We start from the raw sequence: 17,548 nt of genomic DNA, 5'->3' as shown, positions 1-17,548 counted from the left end.
GTCACATCCCCTCTTCGCGAAGGCGATCGAGGAAGGGGCCGAAACCGTCATCGCCCAGCCAATAGCGCAGCATATTCGCCACGCCGTTGCTGGTGATGGTGGCCCCGCTGATGGCATCGACCTCATGCGGGCCTTTCGCCTGCCCACGAACGACGTCGATGACGATCTGCCCGGTTTCGTCCGTGACCTCCTTACCCGCCCACAGGTCTTGCCACTGCGGTGTTTCAGCCCGTGCGCCAAGTCCGGGCGTCTCCGCCTGCTCGGTGATGGTCAGGGCCGCGATTGTCGTCAGGTCGGCGTGCAGCGCCAGGGTGGCACGCAATGTGGACTGATAGCCCTTGCCGCTGACCGGAAGCACGACCAGCAAAATATCGCCGTCACGTTCCAGAAGATATACCGGTGCGATCCGTGCTCTGCGGCCCAACCGGGCCAGATCGGCCTCGGGCTGGATTTCCACACTGCGCTCCGGATCGTTTTCGGCCTCGCGCAGATCATAGGTTTCGGGATCCGGCTCCTCGACAAAGGCGCCAGTTTCCAGATCGACGAGCCGGGTCGTCAGCGCATCTACACCTGCCTCGGCCATGATATCGCGCATTCCGGGCAACGTATCGAGCATCTGCTCCATCCGGGCCGCGCGCTCGGCCTCCAGATGCGCGTCTTGCAGGGGTTCCAGCGTGACCGAGGCCACGGTGACCACAACCGCGCTGAACACGGCCGTCAGAAACGCGACGCCAAAGATCTTGACCCGGTCGTCATTTGGCCGGGCCAGAAAGCCGCGCCATAGGGATACGGGGCTACGCATGTCGCCCACCCCCTTTGTTCCCGGCCCGTCTGCGATAAGCATGTGCGAGAATGACCAGACGATCGAGCAAGGGCGCGAAGATGCTGGCAAGAAGGGCCGCGAAAACCATCGCCTCGAACGGCAGTATGGCACCTTGCGAGAAATTGACGAACAGACCGCCCGCCAACACACCGTACAGCCAGCGGCCCGCCCGTGTCGTGCTGGACGCAGTCGGATCGCAAACCAGAAAGACCAGCCCGAATGCCAGCGTCGCGGCAACGGCCCCCGGATCGGTCACGGGCCCGCCGATTGACAGCAAGACACCGGCGGCGACACCCGCCCCAAGCATGACGCGCCAGCAGACCAGACCCATCAAAATCAGCAGGACAGCGCCCGGCACCGTCGCAAGACCCAGCATTGCGCCCGGTATCGGAAGTTCGACTTGCGGAAACGAGATCATCAGCAACGACAGGACCACCGTCGCCGGGCTGAGAAAACCGAACCCCCGCCCCCCGAACACCTGCTCTGCCAGCACGACGCCAAGCGAGATGGCAAGGATCAGTTGCCAGTACGCAAGGTCAGGCGGGCAAAGGATCGTGACGATCAGCGCCGTGGTGATCCCGTGAAAGCTGAACCCCCGCTTACGAACAAGGCAAAACAGCACCTCCCACGCCAGCGCAACGCCACCCGCGACAAGGAAAAGCGCGACAAATTGCAAAGGCGCGCTCCATGCGACCGCGACAGCAGGCAGCATCAGCGCCAGCGTCTGTGACAGCGTCACACCGGCAACGGTTCGCGGGGCGGCAATTCGAGGGGTGGGAAAGGTAATCACGCGGCGTCCAACTCCAGCTCATCCAGAACCCGGCGCAGCATCGCGGCATAATCGGTTCCGCTGGTGCATCTGCGCGTCAGGGCGGCGACGTCCTCCTCGATCAGACCCAGACATCCCAGACGTTGTGCCGCGTCACTGTCCCCCACGCTGAGGGCCCGCGCCAGGGGGATGGCGTAGGTGTCGGTCGCCACGGCTTTCTCCATCGAGGCGGACGGGATCAGCGGCCTGAATATTGTAGCCCGCCGTGCCTGCCGCGACGGGTCAGCGGCCTGCGGGCGCGGTTCCAACAAGCTCACCTGATCGTCGAAAGGTCCCAGAAACTGCGCATCCCGGCCCGTGATCGGATTGCCCGAAAGGATGTGGGCAGCCCCGCCTTCGCTGAGTTCTGCAAGCCGGGCACCAAGGACGCTGCGCACCAGCTTCGGCGTCGCTGCTTGCGGACCCGTGATCGAGACGACGCGCCGCGCCATATACGTGCCGGTCCCGAACAGATGTCCGATCGCGATCACATCCTGATAACTGATGCTCCACACCGCCCCCCCGAAATCCACGGGGCAAAGCCTGTCGATCTGTGTTCCCGGCAGACCGGCCGCCATCGTGCCGGAAAAGCTGGCATGAATGATGCGCTCCCCCTCCGGGCCGAGCGGCTTGCCGGGGGATTGGCACAGGAAAACATCTGCGGGCGTCAGCTTGGTCAGGACGCTGAGCCCAAGGTGGAAGGCGTCGCGCTGACCCTCCAGAACAACTGCCGGATCAGGGGCTTGCGGCGATGTGTGAACTGCATTCACGACAATCGCATCCGGCACGGCGTCGGGCGCCGGCATACGGCCAAAGGGGCGTGTCACGAATGCGGACCACATTCCCCGCGCCTGCAAAATCTCGCGCGGCGCGGCATCCGGCATCTTATGGGGTGAAGGCTTTTCATTTTCGGGTGCGACAGTGACAACGCACAGATCCAACGTTCGGCGTGAACCGTAGGTCAGCTTCGACACCACCCCTGACGCGGGAGAGACAAAGGCGATCTGGGGTTGTTTGCGATCTGTGAACAATGTCTGGCCGCAGGTGACGCCCTCCCCTTCGCTGACAACAAAGTGCGGGCGAACCCCGGCGATATCCCGCCCGAGCAAAGCCACTTCGCGCGGCAATCCGATATTCTCAACCTGCTGCGCCGGTGCGGGAGTTTGCGGCGCGGGGTCGCCTTGTCTGATGTGAAAATGTCTCAATCTGCCCATCCTGTCGGCATCTGGCGAACGCGCTGCATCACCCTGCAATTCGCACCGAAGCTAGATGTGAAACACGGGGCCGAGATTGATATTTCTCAATCCAAAACCGCTCCGCCCGTTTATCACTGTTCATGCGGCAGAAAGGGACGTTCCATGAATCGAAATATCCTCGGGACCATGATGACAGCCAGTGGTGCGGCTTTCGTAAGTGCGACTTTCGTCGGCGTGGCCGCAATGGCCCAAAGCGAAGCGCCGGATATAGCAGCGATAACAGAAGCATGGCTTGCATCGCCCCACGCCGACCGAATGTCGGAAGCGTTTACGCATTGGGACGAGGAAGGCGAGATACCGGGCACCTGTGCCGTCTGCCATTCCGGGGAGGGGATCACCGATTACCTCAGCGGACCCATCAGCACACCGGGCCTCATAGATCATCCGGTCAGTCTGGGAACCCCGGTGAATTGCACCGCTTGCCACAGTCCCGGCGCGTCGGAGCTTGAATCTGTCCCATTTCCGTCCGGCGTCACGATCGACACCTTCGGGTCCTCCGCCGTGTGCGCGGTATGCCACCAGGGTCGCAGCTCGACCAATACCGTCGCGGCCGCGACCGATGGTCTGGAGGATGACACCGTCTCAGCGGATCTGGGCTTCGTGAACATCCACTACGCCCCCTCGGCGGCCACGCTGATGGGTGGCATCGCTCATGGCGGGTTCGAGTATCCGGGGAATGTCTACAAGGGCCGCTTCGATCATGTGCCCAACCTGAACACCTGCACGAGCTGCCACAGTCCGCATTCGCTGGAAGTCGAGATCGAGACCTGCACCACGTGCCATCAGGGCATCGCGAGTTTCGACGAGATCAGGATCTCACCCACCGATTTCGATGGCGACGGCAACACGGCCGAGGGCATCGCAAATCCCATCGCCGACTTCCACAGACGCCTGGAGGAGGCCATTCAGAAATACGCCGCGGAGGTCACGGGCGTTTCTATCGCCTATAACTCGGCAACCTATCCGTATTTCTTTGTCGATACGGATGGCGACGGAACCGCGTCAGAAACCGAAGCCGTCTTTCCCAACCGGTATCAAGACTGGACGCCCCGCCTGTTGAAAGCAGCCTATAACTATCAACTGGTTGTCAAGGAACCTGCGATCTTCACCCACAACCCGCATTATGCGCTTCAACTGCTTTACGACAGCCTTCAAAACCTGTCCGAAAAGGTCGAGGTCGATATTGCCGGATTGACCCGTCCCTGAGCGAAACCGCACGTGCATCACGATGTCCGAAACGCCTACCATGCGCCTCAAGGGCGGATCAGATCGCCGTGACCTCGCAGCGTTGAAACAACGCCTCGGCCTCGTCCCGGGAACACAGTTCCGTGGCCGGCGTGTTCACCGTCGCACAGGCAGCGGCGACACCACGGCGAAGCGCCTGATCCGGCTGTTCGCCGCGTGCGAATGCCAGGATCATTGCACCGACCAAGGAGTCGCCCGCTCCGATCGTGCTGCGCACCGGCACCTTGACCGCTCGGCAGAAATATCGCGCGTCCCGCGTCACCAATACCGAGCCTTCTGCCCCGCGCCCGGTCACGACGATCCGGGCCACGCCGCGTTCGATCAGATCCAACGCGAAGGTCACGCTGTCCGCGATGGTTTCCATCGCATGACCCGCCGCTGTCTCTGCCTCCTTGCGGTCAATCCTGAGAAGGAAAACCGGATCGACGGGGTTCGCGGTCAGATGGGCAAGCGGGGCCTGTGATGTATCGACGATCAACCGGTCAGTCAGCCGCGAGATGGCCTGCTGCACGCGAGAGGGGAAGTCGTCGCCCAATCCCGGCGCAACCCCGCCGCTGAGGACCACGAAGTCATCCGGCCCCACGACATCCGATATCGCCGTCAAAAGCCGCGCCCCCTCATCCGTGGTCAGCGTTTCCCCCGGAAGGTTGAAGCGATATTGCGCGCCGCTGGTGCCATCGGTCACGGCAAAGCTGAAGCGCGTTTCCCCATGTATTGGCACGGGAACCACCGGAACGCCCTCGACCTTCAGCAGTTGCAACAGCGTCTCACCCATGGCACCGCCGACCGTGACCAGTGCCGTGGCGTCCCCACCCAGCTTTTGAATTGCGCGGGCGACGTTCACACCCCCGCCTCCGGCGTCGAGACTGGGTTGCGCGCAATAGAGCTTCGGCCCGGCGACGACCTCATCCACCGACGTGGCAAGATCGACGGCCGAATTCAGCGTGATCGTCAGGATGTTGACCATGAATACCCCTCCTGTTCATGCGCCGCGTGGCAGGCAACGCCAAGTGCGTTCTGTTCCGCAACGGCGCCTATTCCTTGACATAGGGCTTGCCGTCCGCCGCCGGTGCCCGTGCGCGTCCGACCACGCCGGCAACGACGACAATTGTCGCGATATAGGGGGCCATGGCAAGGAACTCCGACGGAATCGGCGTGCCGAGAAGCGCCAGCTTTTGCTGCAAACTATCGGCAAATCCGAAGATCAGCGCAGCCATGAGGGCACCGACCGGATGCCACCGCCCGAAGATCATCGCCGCCAACCCGATGAAACCACGCCCGCCGGTCATCCCCTCGTCGAACCGGCCGACAGAGCCTAGCGTGAACCAGGCCCCGCCAAAGCCCGCGACCATCCCCGCAATGGTAACATTCACGTAGCGCGTGCGATAAACGTCGATCCCCAGTGTATCTGCGGCGCGCGGATGCTCGCCCACCGCGCGGGCGCGCAGGCCATGCCGGGTGTGAAACAGATAGTAGGTGGCGAGTCCGGCGAGGATGAAGGCCCCATAGACGAAGATATTCTGGCTGAAAAAGACCGGGCCAAGCACCGGCAGATCGCTCAGCACCGGGATCTCCACCGCGCGAAACACCGGCGCGTTGTTGAGCGCGCGATATTCCTGAAAGACCTGGCTGGAGATGTAGCTGGTCAAACCCAGCACGAACAGATTGATGAACACGCCCGCGATAATCTGATCCATTCGATATGTCACGACCAGCGCCGCCAGAACGAAACCGAACACACCGCCCACGGCAACCGCCGCGGCCAGCCCTGCAAGCCCCCCGGCCAGCGACCCCACCAGCGCCCCGGTAAAGGCCCCGGCCAGCAACATCCCTTCGATACCTATGTTCACCACGGCGACCCGTTCAGACAAAACGCCCGCCAGCCCCCCGAGGGCGATCGGCACCGCGCGCACCAGGCTCGCCTGCAACATGCCGGTCAATGAGAACGACTTGCCCGCCGTCGCCCAGACTAGAAACGCGGCCACCGCGATGATCAGGCCGATGCCCAGAAACCGCGCGCTCCACCTTGCGCCGCCGCGCAGGAACAGGCGCACACCGAAAAAGGCCAGAAGGGCCGAGGCGACATAGACGAAGGCTCCGCCCGGAACGACCAGATTCGGAACCGGCCAGACATCGGTCGGGCGCGACAGGCGGAAGGTGGCGACCCCGCTTGAATCGGGGGCGAGGAAAACCGCGATCAAGGCACCGAGAGCGATCAGGATGCCGCCCGTGATGCGGGTTTGCCGTTGTCGCGCTTTATCAAGTAGGACGGTCACGACTTGTTCTCCCTCTTGCCCGCTTTTCTGAACCCCCAGGGAAAGATCGCCTTGACCAGAAGGGGGGCCGCTATAAAGACGATGATCAGTGACTGGATGATACCGATCAGATCTATGCTGACCCCTGCATCCACCTGCATCTGCCGGCCGCCGGCCTCCAGCGCGCCGAACAGAACCCCGGCAAAGAACACGCCGACCGGATGCGATCGACCCAGAAGCGCCACCGCGATGGCGTCGAACCCGATCCCGGCGGAAAAGCCGGGCGTCGCGCGGCCCAGAATGCCAAGCGTCTGGTTGGCCCCTGCCAGCCCCGCCAACGCCCCCGCGACGGCCATGGCCAAAACGATGGTCCAACCCGCGCTCATACCGGCAAAGCGCGCGGCGACGGCGTTTTCACCGCTGGCGCGAAACTCGAACCCCAGCTTGCTGCGAAACAGCAGCCAATAAGCAAACGCGACCATGGCCAGCGTCAGAAAAAGACCGGCATGCAGGCGCAGGTTGGCGTCGAGAAAGGTCAGCAGCTTCGGCAATTCGGCGGCGTCGGGCACGGATTTGGAGATCGGATCGGCGCGATCTTCCTTCTGAATGAAAGGCGTGCGCAACAGATAGTCGAGCAGCCGGAAGGAAATCAGGTTCAACATGATGGTCGTGATCACCTCATGCGCGCCGGTCGCCGCGCGCAGCCATCCCGCGATACCTGCATAGAATGCACCCGCCGCAGCCCCGGCGAGCAGCGCACCGGGAAGCGCTATGAAAGCCGACATATCGCCAAGGGCCACACCGGCCACCACGGCGGCCAGCCCGCCCACGACGATCTGGCCCTCGGCCCCGATGTTGAACAGCCCGGACCGAAAACCAAGCGCAAGCCCCAGACCCGCCAGAACCAGGGGCAAGGCCGCGGTCAGCGTTTCCGAGATCGCGTTGACCGACCCGACAGAACCTTTCAGCAACGCCACATAGGATTGCGCAATGGTTGCGGGTGAAACACCCGTGGCGGCCATCACCACCGCGCCCAGAACGAGCGCCGCGACAAGCGCGAAGAGCGGCACGATCACCATGTCCTCCAGCTGCGTCCGGCCAAACACCCTGCCCTGTGTTGCATCGGTCATTGCATCGCTCATGTCGCCGCCCCCGCCATTGCCAAACCGATCGTTCCCTTATCGACCGGAGCCTCATGCGGCGTGTATTCAGCCACGACGCGGCCCTTGAACATCACCAGAATGCGGTCGGACAACGCCATGATCTCGTCCAGCTCGGACGACACGATCAACACGCCGTCGCCTTCGTCGCGCGCGGCGATCAGGCGTTCATGGATAAAGGCGATGGAGCCGACATCGAGCCCCCGCGTAGGCTGCCCCGCAATGACCAGCCGCGTATCGCGCGACAGTTCCCGGGCCACGACCAGCTTTTGCTGATTGCCCCCCGACAGATGCGCGGCGGCGGACCGCACAGACGGGGTGCGCACGTCATATTCCCTGGCCACGGCTGCGGCATCCTCGTGAACACGGTGCCAGTCGATACCCGGACCCTTCGCGAAGGGGGGGCCATAATAGCTGTCCAGCACCATGTTCTCGGCCACGGAAAAGTTTCCGATCAGCCCGGCGCGCTGGCGATCCTCGGGGATATGCGCGATCCCCATCCGGTGCCGTGCACGCGGCGAAGCATTCGTGATGTCTGTGCCGTCGAACCCTACCCGTCCGGCGACCGGGCGGCGCAATCCGGCGAGCGCCTCGATCAGCGCGGATTGCCCGTTCCCCTGAACCCCCGCGATGCCCACGACCTCACCACTATGCACCTGAAGCGTCAGATCATCGACCGCCACGGCCCCATCGGGACGCAATATGGTCAGTCCCTGAATGTCGAGGATGACTTCACCGGGCGCGAAGGGCGCGCGGGCCACGTCGAGATCGACCGGATGTCCCACCATCATTTCCGCCAGTTCCGGGCGGGTCAGTTTCTTCGGATCGCCGCTGCCCACGATCTCCCCCCGCCGGATGACGGCGATCCGGTCGGATACCTCCAGGATTTCGTTCAGCTTATGTGTGATGAAGACGATAGCCTTGCCCGCATCGCAGAGCGAACGAACGATCTGAAAGAACTCATCGACCTCCTGCGGCGTCAGAACCGCCGTCGGCTCGTCCAGGATCAGGACGTCCGCTTCCCGGATCAGGACCTTGATGATCTCCACCCGTTGTTGCACGCCAACCGGAAGCGTCTCGATCGTGGCATCCGGATCGACCGTAAGGCCGTATTGCGTGCTCAACCTCTCCACCTCGGCCCGCGCCGTCTTCAGGTCGAGGTGATCGAGCTGGCCGACAGGTTCGATGCCCAGGATGACATTTTCGGTCACGGTAAAGACCGGGACCAGCATGAAATGTTGATGCACCATGCCGATGCCCGCACGGATCGCATCGCCCGGACCCGCGAAGGTCACGGGGCGACCGTCAATCAGGATCTCACCTTCCGTCGGTTCGTAAAGACCGCACAGAACGTTCATCAGCGTCGATTTGCCTGCACCGTTTTCCCCCAGCAGGCCCAGTACCTCGCCCGGCTCAATGGTCAGATCGACACCCTTGTTGGCGACGACCGGACCGAACCGCTTGGTGATATTCTTCAACTCCACCCGCATGTCAGCATCCTAATCCGACACGGATATGGTGCCGGCGATGATGTCTGCGCGCAGGGCCTCAAGCTCGGCCTTCAACGTGTCCGGCACCATGGCCTCCATGTCGTGGAACGGGGCCAGACCGACGCCGCCGTTTTCCAGGCCGCCGACCAGCACCCCCCCGTGGAAATCGCCATTCATCGTGGTTTCGATCACGTCAGCGACGGTGGCATCCATACGTTTGGTGATCGACGTCAGATAGACGTGCTGCCGCTCGGTATCGGTGAAGTAGAGGTCGGCATCCACGCCGATGATCATCAGCTTCTCGACACCAAGCTCATCGGCCAGCGTGGCGGAGCCGAGGCCGACCGGGCCCGCGACAGGCAGCACGATATCGGCGCCCTCATCATACAAGTTCTGGGCAAAGGCCCGCCCGTCATCGAGGTTGTCGAAATTGTTGGTGAACAGCCCTTCGCGGGTGTCTATGTTCCAGCCGAGCACGGTAACGCCGTCGTTCTTGACCGAATTCCAGTGATCGACGCCCTGAACGAACCCATCCATGAAAATCGTCACCGGCGGGATGTTGATGCCGCCGAATGTGCCAAGGATTTTCGTCTTGCTCATGCCGGCGGCCAGATAGCCTGCCAGAAACGCCGCCTGATCCGTGGCATAGACCTGCCCCAGCACGTTGTCGATTGGCGGATCATATGAAAAATCCACAATGGAAAACGGCTGATCCGGATTGGCAATTGCCGCCTTTTCGGTCGCGTCCCCTAGGAGGAAGCCAACCGTGATGATGATGTCGCAATCGCCATCAACCAGCGAATTTATGTTGGCGTCATAGTCTGTCTCGGCCTGGGATTCGAGGAAACGGCCTTCGATCCCGAGAGTCTCGCTGGCGTCCAGCACACCCTTCCAGGCGGTCTGGTTGAAACTGTTATCGTCGATGCCGCCGGTATCTGTGACCTGACACGCGGTGAAGGCAAGCGCCGGGCTGGCGAGCGTCGTGGCGATCAGCGCGCCACAGACCATCAAGTCTTTCCGAAAAAGCACTCTCATCTTCCCGCATCCTTTCATGGTTGCCTCCATCCTTGATTGCCAACCCACTGTTCAAGGCCGGTTGAACACGAACGGGATAGCCTGATCGCCCGGTCGCCGATTGATATTCGTCAAGGCATCGCGCCCCGCGCATTCCATCAACATGCAAGAGCGTGGATTTGATAGAACAGGTGAGATCGTGGAAATCGAAACAGTGCTTCTGACGCTGGGCGGTATGTTCGTCGTGGGATTGGCCGCTGACCAGATCGGGCGTCGGACATGGGTGCCCCGGGTCACCTTGCTATTGCTTTGCGGGCTGGTTGCAGGGCAGATGGAGTGGATTCCCGACGCATTTTCAGACGCCTACGAATACCTTTCCGTCACGGCCCTGACATTCGTGGCCTTTCTGCTGGGCGGATCGCTGAAAGTGGCGGATCTCAGGCAAACGGGGCGTCGGATTCTGAGCGTTTCCATCGCGATTGTTCTCACCACCATCGTTGCCGTGTCTTTCGGTCTGATCGCACTGGGCGTCGAACCGGGATTGGCTGTCGTGCTGGGCGGTATCGCCTCTGCCACCGCACCGGCGGCAACGACCGACGTCATCCGCCAATCGAACATCGACAATGGTTTCACCCGTACTTTGAAAGGCGTCGTGGCCGTCGATGATGCCTGGGGTTTGCTGGCGTTCAGCCTGTGTCTGAGCTATGCGCATTCGATCGCGGCGACGACACCGGGCCTGCATGATCTGTCCGTCATGCGCGAAATAGGGGGTGCTATGCTATTGGGCCTTGCCATCGGTGCGCCCGGTGCGGCGCTGACCGGGCGCATCAGCGCGGGGGAGCCGATCGAGGTCGAGGCACTCGCGCTGGTTTTCCTGACGGCGGGTCTGGCGCTCTGGCTGGAGGTTTCCTTCCTCTTGGCGGGAATGACGGCGGGGGCGGTTATCGTGAACTTTGCAACACATCACGACCGGGCCTTTCATGAAATCGAACATATTCAGTGGCCCTTCATGGTGCTTTTCTTCCTGTTGGCGGGGGCGTCGCTAGAATTCGAAGCATTGCGGCAGGTCGGATTCCTCGGATTGGCATATATCGTGCTGCGCGTGCTGGCCCGCATTGGCGGCGGGTGGATTGGCGCCTTGATCGGAAACGCCCCCCCGCGTGAACGGCGCCTCTACGGCGTAGCCCTGCTGCCGCAGGCGGGCGTCGCGGTCGGCATGGCCTTGATTGCCGCGCAGGCATTTCCGGAGCTGGCCGACCGGATCATCGCGCTGACCATTGGCACGACCATTGCGTTCGAGCTTGCAGGCCCGGTCCTGACACTCTGGGCCATCCGCCGCACCGCGACCCCCGGCGACGACACCGATAGCAAGGTGCGGAAAACTTGATCGCCCCCCAAGCCGTCGCGTGCCGGAGTTGTTTCCGCAAACTGCATCGGCTTGAATGTGCAGTATCGGATGGGCCCGCTTGATCTGGCTCAAAGCCAAGACATTTTCGGAGGTTAGACAGAACCCATGGCGAAAGAACACGGTCACAGCCCAGATGAAATTGCCGACCGTCTGGCGACGGGCGGGCGTGGGGGCAACCTCAAGGACCTGATTTATGGGGCCATCGACGGCACGGTTACCACATTCGCCATCGTCGCAGGCGTCGAGGGGGCCGGGCTGTCCCATGGGGTCATCCTGGCTCTGGGTGCTGCCAACATCCTGGCCGACGGTTTTTCCATGGCCGCCAGCAATTATTCCGGGACCAAGGCCGAACTCGACGACCGCAATCGCATCATCGAGATCGAAAAGCAGCACATAGCCTTCCATCGCGACGGTGAGTTGGAGGAACTGCGCCAAATCCTCGCGCGGCGTGGCCTTGAGGGGGACGTTCTGACAGGGGCTGTCGATGCGATTTCGCAAAAGCAGGAAAAGTGGATCGGACTTATGCTGACCGATGAATACGGATTGCCGCGCGAAGAGCCCGATCCCCTGCGGGCCGCCCTGGCCACATTCGGCGCGTTCCTTGCCGCCGGTGCGATCCCGCTCCTGCCGTTCATTCTGGGGCTGGAAAGTGCTTTCCAGATTTCCATTGCCGCGACGCTCATCACGTTTTTCTTGATCGGCACCGGTAAAAGCAGGTGGTCGCTGTCGCCTTGGTGGGTTTCGGGTCTTGAAACGCTGTTTATCGGGGCCGTTGCCGCCATAATCGCCTTTTTCGTCGGATCGCTGTTTCAAACCGGCTGACCGTTTTGACCAATATCAAACCCGCGGATCGGAGCCGTGCAATTCTTTGGGATAAACGGGGTCGCAGATGTTCACGAACGCGGTGAAACTTTTCTCAATCGCTGGTTTCGATATAAAGCTCGATCCAAGCTGGCTGATCATAGCTGCAATCATCACGTGGAGCCTGGGACAGAACTATTTCCCCCACACCTTGCCGGGGGAAAGTCCGGGCATCTACTTTATCATGGCGATCGTCGCGATGATCCTGTTCTTTGCGTCTCTGCTGCTGCACGAACTTGCCCATTCCGTCATTGCGAGGCGCTACGGCCTGAAAATCGGCGGCATCACCTTGTTCCTGTTCGGTGGCGTGGCCGAACTGGAAAGCGAACCACGCGTTGCGATGGAGGAGTTTTGGGTCGCTATCGCCGGACCGGTCATGAGCGTTGCCCTCGCATTCGGGTTCTGGGCACTGAGCCTGATTGCCCAACTTGCCGACAGTCCTGCGGCGGCAGTGGTTGTGTTGTCCTACCTTGCCACGATCAATCTGATTCTGGCGCTGTTCAATCTGGTGCCTGCCTTCCCGCTCGATGGCGGACGCATCCTGCGGGCATGGCTGTGGCACCGCAGTGGCGACATCCAGCGCGCGACGGGGACGGCCACGAAGGCCGGGGTCGCCTTTGCCTATGTTCTGATGGGTCTTGGGCTTCTGGCGCTGTTCCAGGGTGCGGTGATCAGCGCGATCTGGCAGATCATGATCGGTGGTTTCCTGCTGGTCGCCGCGCGGTCCGCCTATCAGGAACAAATCACGCGCGTGGCCTTCTCAGGCCGCACGGTCAGCGATCTGATGCGGCGCGAACCGATCACGGTCGGGCCGGATCGCAGGCTGTCGGACCTCGTCGATCAGGTCGTGCTGCGCCACGGTCTCAGCTTTGTTCCCGTCGTCGAGGATGACATCCTTCTGGGGCATATCGACCGTGCGATCCTTTTGAAGATTGACCGGGAGCATTGGTCCAGCACCCGCGTCGGTGATGTTTTCGCGGGATTGGACGAAACGCCGACCATCCCGCCCGACACGCCGGTGGAGGACCTGATGAAATCCATCGCGAAGACCGGTCAGCGCAAGTTTCTGGTGGTCGACGGACACAGCCTTCTTGGCCTCATCTCCCTCTCGGATATCGTCCGGCATCTGGAGCTTTCGGACCTCGTGGTGGCACGAACACGCTCATCATCCTTGCCTTGACCCTCAGTTTTCCCCAAGACTACGCATAAATTGCGGGGTGCTATGGAAAGCGCGGTTACAGGCAAGGCACTTCTTCACGCCGTTCTCGAAGCGGCCGTGGACGCGATCATCCTGTCGGATCGGCATGGGATCATCATGCGCGCCAATCCGGCGGCCGGCGCGATGTTCGGCCACGCGACCGACGACATGATCGGCAAAAACGTGAGCATGCTGATGCCCGAAGCCTTGGCAATCAAACACGACGGCTTCATCCAGCACCACATCGAGACCGGCGAAAAACGTATCATCGGCATCGGGCGTGAAGTCGAAGGCCTGCACAGCGACGGCACCGTCTTCCCGCTGCATCTGTCGGTCGGGCGCGCCGAGGTGGACGGCAGGCTGATGTTCGTCGGCATCCTGCACGATCTGACGAAGCGCGCCCAGACCGAGGCCGCGCTGGCCCGGTCACAGCGCCTCGACGCGATCGGCCGGATGACGGGCGGTATCGCGCATGATTTCAACAACCTGCTGACGGTCATCATGGGCAATCTGGAATTGCTCGACGCGCGCGCCCCCGACGATGCGCAGGACGCCCTGATCCGCGATGCGCTGGAGGCAGCGGAGCTGGGCGCTGACCTGACATCACGGCTGATGATCTTCGCGCGGCGCAGCAACCTGAAACCGGTGAAGTCGGACCTGCGCAAGCTGTGCGATTCCACGCTTGTCATCTTGAAACGCACACTCGGCGCGCAGATCGGGATCAGGACGGAATATGCGCCAGATATCAGCCTGGTTCTCGTCGATCCGGTGCAGCTTCAATCGGCCCTGATGAACCTTGCCCTGAATGCCCGCGACTCGATGGATGGCAAGGGCGAATTGCTCATCTCCATCGCGGATGTCACCATTGACGACACCTATATGGCGCAGGAAATCGACGTCGAGCCGGGTCACTACGTGCGGCTGTCGGTCAGCGATAACGGCGCGGGCATGACACCCGAAGCACAGAAACACGCCTTTGAGCCATTCTTCACCACGAAATCGGACAGCGGCGGAAACGGACTTGGCCTGTCGATGGTCTATGGCTTCGTGCGCCAGACAGGCGGGCACATCACCCTTTACAGCGAGGAGGGGCTGGGCACGAGTTTCGGCCTCTATTTCCCGTCCCTTTCCGAAAAAAGCGCATCAGCGGAAAGGTCGCATACCGGGCGGTACGCTGCACAGGCGCCTTTCGGCAAGGGGCGAAAGGTGCTGGTGGTCGAGGACAACCCCAATGTGCGCAGGCTGTCGGTGACGCGCCTTCGCGATCTGGGGTTCGAGGTTGCCGAAGCGGTCAACGGGGACGAAGCGCTCGCCTTGCTTCGGTCCGGTATCCAGATCGACATCGTATTTTCCGATCTGATCATGCCCGGCAGCCTCAGCGGCTATGAGCTTGCCGCGCAGGTGGCGGTGGAGTTTCCGCATCTCAAGGTTCTTCTGACGTCGGGCTATGCCAGCGATATCGTCGCCGCGCGAGGGGCCGTGGGGGAAAATCACGACGTGCTGCACAAGCCCTATCGCCAGTCCGATCTGGTGGCACGGCTTCAGGCGCTCTTGGTCGATGATCCTGAGGGATGAACCACTTCGACCTCGCAGGCCAGTGTGTAGCCGACACCGCGCACGGTCTTGATCAGGCCCGGCTCTGACGGTCTGCGCTCGATCTTCTTGCGCAGGCGCGCGACCTGGTTGTCGATGGTCCGGTCGAGCGGGCTCCAGTCCTGACCGCCGGTCAGATCCATCAGCTGATCGCGCGACAAGACACGCTTGGGACGTTCCAGAAAGACAGTAAGCAGTTTGAAATCGCCGCTTGTCAGTGAACTGTCATTGCCCTCACGGTCGATGATCTCCAGCCGGTCGGGCACGGCGGTCAATCCGTCGAACAGGTAGCGTTCGCTCTCATCGCTGTCGCGATGCGTGTCGGGTGTCCCCCCTGTCCTGCGCAAAACGCTGCGGACCCGGGCGATCACCTCGCGGACATGGAACGGTTTCGTGATGTAATCATCGGCCCCGATCTCCAACCCGACGACGCGGTCGATGACGTCGTCCTGACCCGTCACCATGATGATCGGCACGGAGGAGACGCGCCGGATCTGTCGGACCAGATCCAGACCGTTCTCGCGGCCCAGCTGGATGTCGAGGGTGATCAGGGCGATCGGGCGGGAGGCCAGCAGGTCGATCACGCCATCGCCGGATTGCGATTCGATGACCTCATACCCGTCGCTTTCCAGCACATTGCGCAGGAGGGTCCTGATCTTTGCCTCGTCTTCAATGACGAGAATGGATGCTTTTCGCATCGCAACCCCCTGATCCTGCCTGTTTTATGCTTCAGAAGCGCAGCATCCGGGCCACGCTTCGATCATCTTCATACAAAAAGATACACTTTCAGACAACTTCAACGCGAATAGAGTTACGCCGCGCACGCATGTTGACACCCAAATGGAAAATGGGGGCCACAAGATGTATGTCACGCTATCCGCCGATTATCAGAGCCGCACCGCGGTGCCCAGTATCTCCAGACCCTGCCTTAGCGCTCGCGAAGCGCAGATAAAGGCAGGTGCCTATCTGTTCTACGAAGGGGATGAGGTGACCTGGCTTTATCAGGTAACCTCGGGGGTTCTGCGCCTGACGCGTCTTTTGGAGAATGGCCGCCGTCAGGTCATCGCGTTCGGCTATCCCGGCGATGTCGTGGGCTTTCCCGCCGCAGGCTGTCACCACACCGATTGCGACGCGCTGGTCGACACGTGTCTGCAACCCTATCGCAAAAGCCTGCTTGAAAACGGTGAGAGCGATATCGAGTTGCACGGCGAGCTTTTGCAGGCCGCCTTGAGCGAAATCAGCGCCATGCAGGATCACTTCATGATGCTGGGTCGCAAATCGGCCGTCGAAAAGGTCGCGTCCTTCCTCAACGTGCTGGCAGGTCGGGTCGGGCGCTATGAGAATGGCATCGGCAAGGTGGATCTGCCGATGCGCCGCGCCGACATCGCCGATTTCCTGGGCCTGACGACCGAGACCGTCAGCCGCACCCTGACCCAGATGCGCAAGAGCGGGATCATCGAGATCGAGAACATCCATACGGTCGTCATCCTGCGACCGACGGCGCTGACATCCCTTGCCCAGGGCGACGAGGACTGAGGCGCGACGACTTGCTCGCCTTTGACGTGGCCAGGCTGCCAGTTCTGTTCGACCACAACAGGCAGCCTGGCCATCGCCCTTCATTGCGCGACGAAACCGCCGTCTACCGGGATGTTGGCTCCGGTCACAAAACTTGCGCCGGGTGAGCAAAGCCAGACGATCAGTTCCGCCACCTCTTGCGGTTTTCCGATCCGGCCGATCGGGTGCAGCGGGCTCATCATCTCGTCGGCAGTTTGCGCGCCCCCCGTTGCTTGCTCGGAAAGTGAATCGAGCATCCGGGTGTCGATCCCACCGGGACAGACCGAATTCACGCGAATTCCGCTTTTCCCGTATTCCAGCGCGGCGTTCTTGGTCAGACCGTTCATGCCATGCTTGGTCGCCACATAGGGTGACAGGTTAACAAATCCCACCAGGCCCGCTATGGATGCCAGATTGACGATGGCCCCGCCGCCGTTTTCCTGCATCTGCCGTATTTCAGCCTGCAGGCAGAGGAACCCACCGCGCAGATTGACCGCGATCACCCGGTCGAAATCCTCCACCTTCTGATCGAGCAACGGGGCGATCCGCCCTTCGATCCCCGCATTGTTGACCGCGCAGTCGAGCCTGCCAAACGTGGCAACAGTCTCTTTGATCAACGCAGCGACCGCTTCGGGATCCGACACATCGGCGGCCACACTGGCGGCCTCTCCACCCGCGTTCCTGATCATGTCGGCAGTTTCTTCCGCCGCCGCCAGATCAATGTCGCAGACAACGACCTTTGCGCCCTGCTCCGCGAACTTCAGCGCCGTCGCACGACCGATTCCCGCGCCCGAACCGGTTACAAGAGCGACCTTACCATCAACGATACCCATCCTGACCTCCTGCAGTGATTGGATGGTGTCAGCATGAAGCATCGCACCCA

16 protein-coding genes are annotated in these 17,548 nt (G+C 61.7%); 6 read left to right on the top strand and 10 right to left on the bottom strand.

The window, feature by feature from the left end; translation table 11 throughout:
- Position 1 precedes the first annotated feature (1 nt).
- Genes nqrC through H1S03_RS03315 form a run of 3 tightly spaced genes read right to left on the bottom strand, consistent with a single transcriptional unit; the run spans position 2 to position 2,836 of the window.
- Positions 2-802 carry an NADH:ubiquinone reductase (Na(+)-transporting) subunit C gene (nqrC, locus tag H1S03_RS03325; protein WP_185803153.1) on the bottom strand — a complete coding sequence of 267 codons (801 nt, stop codon included), beginning with the start codon at positions 800-802 and terminating at the stop codon, positions 2-4.
- Positions 795-1,613, bottom strand: coding sequence for an RnfABCDGE type electron transport complex subunit D (locus tag H1S03_RS03320; RefSeq protein ID WP_185803152.1), 819 nt, complete (start codon positions 1,611-1,613; stop codon positions 795-797). Before H1S03_RS03320 ends, nqrC begins: the two co-directional genes overlap by 8 nt.
- Complete coding sequence (locus tag H1S03_RS03315) at positions 1,610-2,836, bottom strand: hypothetical protein (protein ID WP_185803151.1); 1,227 nt, start codon at positions 2,834-2,836, stop codon at positions 1,610-1,612. Before H1S03_RS03315 ends, H1S03_RS03320 begins: the two co-directional genes overlap by 4 nt.
- Positions 2,837-3,013: 177 nt before the next feature.
- Between H1S03_RS03315 and H1S03_RS03310 the strand changes: the two genes are divergently transcribed.
- Positions 3,014-4,093 (top strand): polyheme membrane-associated cytochrome C, encoded by a 1,080-nt coding sequence (locus tag H1S03_RS03310; RefSeq protein ID WP_221892579.1) that lies wholly within the window; start codon positions 3,014-3,016, stop codon positions 4,091-4,093.
- Between the two features lie 58 nt (positions 4,094-4,151).
- Here the strand turns inward: H1S03_RS03310 and H1S03_RS03305 are convergent, their stop codons facing one another.
- From H1S03_RS03305 to H1S03_RS03285, 5 genes are all read right to left on the bottom strand, one after another.
- The gene (locus H1S03_RS03305) at positions 4,152-5,099 is read right to left on the bottom strand and encodes a 1-phosphofructokinase family hexose kinase (RefSeq protein ID WP_185803150.1); all 948 of its coding nucleotides are present in this window, start codon (positions 5,097-5,099) and stop codon (positions 4,152-4,154) included.
- A gap of 67 nt (positions 5,100-5,166) precedes the next feature.
- The gene (locus H1S03_RS03300) at positions 5,167-6,408 is read right to left on the bottom strand and encodes an ABC transporter permease subunit (protein WP_185803149.1); all 1,242 of its coding nucleotides are present in this window, start codon (positions 6,406-6,408) and stop codon (positions 5,167-5,169) included.
- Positions 6,405-7,517, bottom strand: a complete 1,113-nt coding sequence (locus H1S03_RS03295; RefSeq protein WP_185803148.1) for an ABC transporter permease — start codon at positions 7,515-7,517, stop codon at positions 6,405-6,407. Before H1S03_RS03295 ends, H1S03_RS03300 begins: the two co-directional genes overlap by 4 nt.
- 8 nt (positions 7,518-7,525) lie before the next feature.
- Positions 7,526-9,037 carry an ABC transporter ATP-binding protein gene (locus H1S03_RS03290; protein WP_185803147.1) on the bottom strand — a complete coding sequence of 504 codons (1,512 nt, stop codon included), beginning with the start codon at positions 9,035-9,037 and terminating at the stop codon, positions 7,526-7,528.
- Positions 9,038-9,046: 9 nt separating this feature from the next.
- Positions 9,047-10,072, bottom strand: a complete 1,026-nt coding sequence (locus H1S03_RS03285) for a BMP family lipoprotein (RefSeq protein ID WP_185803146.1) — start codon at positions 10,070-10,072, stop codon at positions 9,047-9,049.
- A gap of 178 nt (positions 10,073-10,250) precedes the next feature.
- On the opposite strand from H1S03_RS03285, the gene H1S03_RS03280 reads away from it, so the two are divergent.
- The 4 genes from H1S03_RS03280 to H1S03_RS03265 all read left to right on the top strand — a co-directional run bounded on the left by H1S03_RS03280 (position 10,251) and on the right by H1S03_RS03265 (position 15,093).
- Positions 10,251-11,438, top strand: coding sequence for a cation:proton antiporter domain-containing protein (locus tag H1S03_RS03280; protein WP_185803145.1), 1,188 nt, complete (start codon positions 10,251-10,253; stop codon positions 11,436-11,438).
- 126 nt (positions 11,439-11,564) lie between these two features.
- Positions 11,565-12,281, top strand: a complete 717-nt coding sequence (locus H1S03_RS03275) for a VIT1/CCC1 transporter family protein (protein ID WP_185803144.1) — start codon at positions 11,565-11,567, stop codon at positions 12,279-12,281.
- A gap of 67 nt (positions 12,282-12,348) precedes the next feature.
- Entirely contained in the window at positions 12,349-13,500 is a 1,152-nt protein-coding gene (locus tag H1S03_RS03270; RefSeq protein ID WP_185803143.1) for a site-2 protease family protein, read from the top strand.
- Positions 13,501-13,542: 42 nt separating this feature from the next.
- Positions 13,543-15,093, top strand: a complete 1,551-nt coding sequence (locus tag H1S03_RS03265; RefSeq protein WP_185803142.1) for a PAS domain S-box protein — start codon at positions 13,543-13,545, stop codon at positions 15,091-15,093.
- On the opposite strand, the gene H1S03_RS03260 is transcribed toward H1S03_RS03265, so the two are convergent.
- Positions 15,060-15,809, bottom strand: coding sequence for a response regulator (locus tag H1S03_RS03260; protein ID WP_185803141.1), 750 nt, complete (start codon positions 15,807-15,809; stop codon positions 15,060-15,062). The two genes, H1S03_RS03265 and H1S03_RS03260, sit on opposite strands and share 34 nt — an antisense overlap.
- Before the next feature lie 163 nt (positions 15,810-15,972).
- Here H1S03_RS03260 and H1S03_RS03255 point away from each other — a divergent pair, with 163 nt between their 5' ends.
- Positions 15,973-16,647 (top strand): helix-turn-helix domain-containing protein, encoded by a 675-nt coding sequence (locus tag H1S03_RS03255; protein ID WP_185803140.1) that lies wholly within the window; start codon positions 15,973-15,975, stop codon positions 16,645-16,647.
- Between the two features lie 80 nt (positions 16,648-16,727).
- Here H1S03_RS03255 and H1S03_RS03250 read toward each other — a convergent pair whose 3' ends face one another.
- On the bottom strand, positions 16,728-17,498 hold the full coding sequence (locus H1S03_RS03250) for an SDR family NAD(P)-dependent oxidoreductase (RefSeq protein ID WP_185803139.1): 771 nt from the start codon (positions 17,496-17,498) through the stop codon (positions 16,728-16,730).
- Positions 17,499-17,548: the final 50 nt, after the last annotated feature.

The organism is Pontivivens nitratireducens (assembly GCF_014235845.1).
Taxonomy (GTDB): domain Bacteria; phylum Pseudomonadota; class Alphaproteobacteria; order Rhodobacterales; family Rhodobacteraceae; genus Pontivivens; species Pontivivens nitratireducens.
Note: the sequence above shows the minus strand (reverse complement) of the source record. Positions and strands in the feature narration are given on the sequence as shown.

Excerpts from the sequence above, each read along its gene's own strand:
- nqrC (WP_185803153.1), bottom strand. The coding sequence starts at position 802 with ATGCGTAGCCCCGTATCCCTATGGCGCGGCTTTCTGGCCCGGCCAAAT.
- H1S03_RS03310 (WP_221892579.1), top strand. The coding sequence starts at position 3,014 with ATGATGACAGCCAGTGGTGCGGCTTTCGTAAGTGCGACTTTCGTCGGC.
- H1S03_RS03305 (WP_185803150.1), bottom strand. The coding sequence starts at position 5,099 with ATGGTCAACATCCTGACGATCACGCTGAATTCGGCCGTCGATCTTGCC.
- H1S03_RS03295 (WP_185803148.1), bottom strand. The coding sequence starts at position 7,517 with ATGACCGATGCAACACAGGGCAGGGTGTTTGGCCGGACGCAGCTGGAG.
- H1S03_RS03290 (WP_185803147.1), bottom strand. The coding sequence starts at position 9,037 with ATGCGGGTGGAGTTGAAGAATATCACCAAGCGGTTCGGTCCGGTCGTC.
- H1S03_RS03285 (WP_185803146.1), bottom strand. The coding sequence starts at position 10,072 with ATGAGAGTGCTTTTTCGGAAAGACTTGATGGTCTGTGGCGCGCTGATC.
- H1S03_RS03275 (WP_185803144.1), top strand. The coding sequence starts at position 11,565 with ATGGCGAAAGAACACGGTCACAGCCCAGATGAAATTGCCGACCGTCTG.
- H1S03_RS03270 (WP_185803143.1), top strand. The coding sequence starts at position 12,349 with ATGTTCACGAACGCGGTGAAACTTTTCTCAATCGCTGGTTTCGATATA.
- H1S03_RS03265 (WP_185803142.1), top strand. The coding sequence starts at position 13,543 with ATGGAAAGCGCGGTTACAGGCAAGGCACTTCTTCACGCCGTTCTCGAA.
- H1S03_RS03260 (WP_185803141.1), bottom strand. The coding sequence starts at position 15,809 with ATGCGAAAAGCATCCATTCTCGTCATTGAAGACGAGGCAAAGATCAGG.
- H1S03_RS03255 (WP_185803140.1), top strand. The coding sequence starts at position 15,973 with ATGTATGTCACGCTATCCGCCGATTATCAGAGCCGCACCGCGGTGCCC.
- H1S03_RS03250 (WP_185803139.1), bottom strand. The coding sequence starts at position 17,498 with ATGGGTATCGTTGATGGTAAGGTCGCTCTTGTAACCGGTTCGGGCGCG.